Genomic DNA, 4,457 nt, shown 5'->3' with positions numbered 1-4,457 from the left:
TGCGCGTTTCCGTATAAAAAAAGAAAAACTAAACCCGTTAATAAAATAATCTTTTTCATTTTTCATACCCATATAAAGTGAATTTTATTTCAAAATTTTTATTTTTATCTATGTTTATGCTTTCGACCCTGAGCAGATCTCTTATATCTTCATACTGGTATATAAAATATAAAAAGTTTTTATATTCTCCGTTCAGTTTGACGTTGATTTCCATTTTTTTGTTAATAAGACCTTTGTTATCGTTATATAACTGATTCGTAAAGCCCAAAACTTTCAGACCTTCTTTTTTGGCGTTAAATACGAGATTTTTAACGAATTCGCCCCATTTATACTGGTTAAATTCCACAAAATCCAGAAGGTTGGCCAGTTCGTCGTAAAAATCCTTCTGTTTTTTTAAAGCCGTTTTTTCAAGTGATATGTTTTTTATCTTTTTTTTAAGAAGCACAAGCTGGCCGCTTAAGAGGTTTTTTTGATATTTCAGCTGCCTAAGTTCCGACTTCGTTTTTTTGTATATCTTCACCTGATGGTTTCTGTATTTCTGCGTCTGGGGCAATATAAAATAAAAAACCACAAACCCTATAAGCACCACTATCATCAGATAAGCCATCAGTACGTCTTTAGGCGTTTTGGCATAAAAATAATTATCGATATTGTCTATGAATTTCATTCTTTAATCCTAACTGTGGCATTGTATTTTCCTTTTTTAAGCGTAACACCGTCGGTTTCCACGTTAAAACCCTTCTTTACCAAATCGTCAATAAAATTAGGAATTTGAGTGTCCTTAAATGAAAATACGTTAAAACTGAACGCACTGTTGTTATAGTCCATACTTTCAAGATAAACATCATTTTTGTTCATAAGAAGGGTAATATCCACAAGCTCGCTGGATTTCGGAATATAGGCGTATTTAAACTCATATACGCTTTTTATGAAGTTTTTTGTAAACGAAATGCTTTTTGCATATTTTTCGGTTTCCTTAATAAGCGCCCGCGCTTCCTGTTTGAGTGTTTTAATCTGCTCTCCCAGTTTTCTGTTAATCTGGTTGAGATTTCTTACCTGCGATATCAGACGTCTGTTTTTACTCTCGTATGACATTCCGTTTATATAAAGATATAACGGATATATACTCATAAGCACCGAAGAGGCGCAGACAACCGAAAACAGCTTACCGCTCGGCCTGTATAAAAACGTGGGCTTTCTAAGAGCCATGGAAAAGTTGTAATCCTGATTCTCTTTCTTATACGCATTGTGGGCTTCGAGCATACCCAAAAACAAAAACGGATTGACGGCAAGCCTGTCAAGGTTGTATTCTTCGTAAAATTCGAAACCGAACGTATCGATTCCGATTATTTTCTGTATGTAATTCTGCAGACCCTCTATGTTTCCGTATTCGGAAATGACATAAATCCTGTCGATTTCGCTTATATTGTATTTAGAGCTTATTTTGTCTATCTGGGAATTGACTATATCGACAAGCGAAAGAAATTCGTCCTGAATAACGTCAAGAACCGCTTTTTCATGATTTGTATATTTTATTGCGTTAATTCCCTTCTTGGTTAACAGTTTCTCAAACATCGAAAGGTCGAAATCTTTTATTTTCAGTTTACTGAGAGATTCGTAAACTTTATTCAGCCCTCCGGAAATAGTGACTATGCTTAAGAGTTCGCCTTCGTTGTAAAACGTTAAAAAAACTTTATCGTATAAAAACACAACGAATAAATCGTTCGCCTTTTTAATAATCTGCTCTTCATACAGGGCTTTGTAAGCGAATGCGGGGAATGATATGTAATCGATATACCCGGTTTCTTTTAAAATATCTTTATACCCGTTTTCTATATACCCCACGGGTACGATTATTATTTCAATGGTAACAATTTTTTCATCTTTCATCGAATCTATTATTTTATATTTGATAATGTATTTTTCCGTTTCGTCTACACCGGCTTCTTCATACACTTTCGTTTCGATAAAATGATCAAGATCCACTTTTTCAATAATGCTTTTTTCAATTTCGAAACTGTAAAATATCGCATGTTCTATGGGAATATATGTGGAAAGAAGCGCTTTTGACTTCAGAGGCCCCCTGTATATTCTTATAAGTTTGTTTTTTACGTAAAGAATAAACCTGTCTTCGCCTTTTACACCTATAACATCGTTTATGTTGTAGTCGTATTTTTTAAACAAATCGGGTTTTAAATTTATATTTATTTTACTAAACTCCAGTTTTTTCATAACTCTACCTCATATCCAAGTTCTTCAAGCATTTTTTTGTTTTTGCTCCATCCCGGCACGACTTTTACATACAGTTCCAGATATATTTTTTTCCCCGCAAACTCCTCAAGAAGTTTTCTCGCATATATTCCTATCTCTTTTATTTTACGGCCTTTTTTGCCTATTATCATCCCTTTTTGAGACTGTCTTTCCACAATAATTGTAGCATATATTTTATCCAAATTCTCATATTCTTCGAGTTTTTCTATCAAAATGTCGGTTTCATAAGGCAGCTCGTCCCCGAGCTTTTCAAAAAGGGCTTCTCTGATAAGTTCTTTATAAATATCCCTTATATGTTCCGTCGATATAATTTCCGGATCGTAATAATAAGGGTGTTCCGGCAAATGTTTAATTATTGAGTTTAATAATTCTTCCTTGCCTTTTCCTTCCACCGCACTGATTGGTATAACATCTAACGCTTTTCCGGTTTTTTTATACTCTTCCGCCTTCTGTTGAACTTCTTCGTCTGAAACCAAATCTGTTTTGGTCAAAACGACAATATGGGGTATGTTTTTCGTATTCAGCTCCAAAAACCATCTATATCCGCTCAAATCGTCCCTGACATCCGCCAAAAAAAGAACTATATCGCTGTCACCCAAAGCTTTAAGCGCTTCTTTAAGCATAAATTTGTTAAGGAGTTTTTCCTTTTCGTGAAGACCGGGAGTATCTAAAAGAATAATCTGATCCTCACCGTGCATTACGATAGCGTTCACCCTTTTTCTGCTTGCATTGGCTTTGGGGGAGACAAGGGCGATTTTTTCTCCCAACAGCCAGTTCAGAAGAGTAGACTTTCCTGCGTTAGGTTTACCAAGTATACCGACAAATCCGCTTTTAGGCATAATTTCCTTTCTTATAAAATATATTTCGTTATTTCTTCGTTTTCTACTATATCGTCAAGTTTGCTTTTTACATAAGCCTCATCAACTATAAAATCTTTTCCGCTGTATTCGTCGGCTTCGAAATTTATATCTTCAAGTACTTTTTCTATTACCGTATGAAGACGTCTCGCACCTATGTCTTCCGTTTTTTCGTTTGCTAAAAACGCATATTTCGCAATTTCCCTCAATGCGGATTCTTCGAACACAAGGTTAACACCCTCCACTTCCAAGAGTTTCTGATACTGTTTTATTAAAGAATGCTTAGGCTTGGTCAATATCTGATATAAGGCCTCCTCGTCAAGACTCTGAAGTTCAACCCTTAACGGAAACCTTCCCTGAAGCTCCGGAATAAGATCGCTCGGTTTGCTAAGATGAAAGGCCCCGGCCGCTATAAAAAGTATGTGATCAGTATTTACATATCCGTATTTGGTATTAACCGTAGAACCTTCCACTATAGGTAGCAAATCCCTTTGAACACCCTCTTTGCTCGGATCCTGCCTCTGATTGCCCGTAGCCGCTATTTTGTCGATTTCGTCTATAAATATAATTCCGTTTTCGGCTCTTTTTAAAGCCTCTTTTTTCAAATCTTCCTTGCTTATTATTTTTTCGGCCGCCTCACGTTTGAGAAGCTCTTTAGCCTCTTTTACCGTCACCTCTTTTTTTTCTTTGTTTTTGTTAAAGATACCTATAATTTTCACTATGCTTTCCTGCGCCTTTATCATTTCAGGCGGAAGAGATTCGTCCCCCTCAGGCAGCTCCTCAATCTCGACGGTGATTTTTAAATGATCAACCTCACCGTTTTTCACCCTTTGTTTCATTTTTTCAAAAGAATTGCGGTATTCCGCCTGTTTCTGTTCAGGGGCGTTTTTAGGCAGAGGAGGGAGAAGTTTCCTGGTGATTTCCTCAATAACGTTTTCTTCAATCTGCTCTTTTGATTTCTCTTCCATTTCCGCTCTTACAAGATTCATGGAGTTGTTAACCAGATCCCTTATCATAGACTCGACATCTCGCCCCACAAAACCAACTTCCGTATATTTGCTCGCCTCAACCTTGACAAAAGGCAGTTTCATCATTTTTGCCATTCTTCTGGCAATCTCCGTTTTTCCCACGCCGGTAGGGCCTATCATAAGTATGTTTTTAGGAACTATATCGTCCTGCCATTCTTTAGGCAGTTTCATTCTTCTTTGTCTGTTTCTCAGGGCTATCGCTATGGTCTTTTTGGCATCTTTCTGACCTACGATATATTCGTCTAAATAAGCAACTATCTGCTTAGGAGTCATATTCATTTTATTCCTTTTCAAGTTTTAA

The 4,457-nt window shown here is 36.5% G+C and carries 4 protein-coding genes; all 4 read right to left on the bottom strand.

The genetic code is table 11. The features are described 5' to 3' along the window. Positions 1 to 55: 55 nt before the first annotated feature. The 4 genes from ACXJIE_RS07625 to hslU are packed head-to-tail and all read right to left on the bottom strand — an operon-like array spanning position 56 to position 4,435. Entirely contained in the window at positions 56 to 667 is a 612-nt protein-coding gene (locus ACXJIE_RS07625) for a hypothetical protein (RefSeq protein ID WP_456480374.1), read from the bottom strand. Beyond that, positions 664 to 2,232, bottom strand: coding sequence for a hypothetical protein (locus ACXJIE_RS07620; protein ID WP_456480373.1), 1,569 nt, complete (start codon positions 2,230 to 2,232; stop codon positions 664 to 666). The genes ACXJIE_RS07625 and ACXJIE_RS07620 overlap by 4 nt, the downstream gene beginning before the upstream one ends. Then, the gene (era, locus tag ACXJIE_RS07615) at positions 2,229 to 3,110 is read right to left on the bottom strand and encodes a GTPase Era (RefSeq protein WP_456480372.1); all 882 of its coding nucleotides are present in this window, start codon (positions 3,108 to 3,110) and stop codon (positions 2,229 to 2,231) included. Before era ends, ACXJIE_RS07620 begins: the two co-directional genes overlap by 4 nt. Before the next feature lie 11 nt (positions 3,111 to 3,121). Next, the gene (hslU, locus tag ACXJIE_RS07610) at positions 3,122 to 4,435 is read right to left on the bottom strand and encodes an ATP-dependent protease ATPase subunit HslU (RefSeq protein WP_456480371.1); all 1,314 of its coding nucleotides are present in this window, start codon (positions 4,433 to 4,435) and stop codon (positions 3,122 to 3,124) included. Positions 4,436 to 4,457 lie beyond the last annotated feature (22 nt).

This window comes from Nautilia sp. (assembly GCF_053994455.1).
This window is presented reverse-complemented; position numbering and strand designations above follow the sequence as displayed.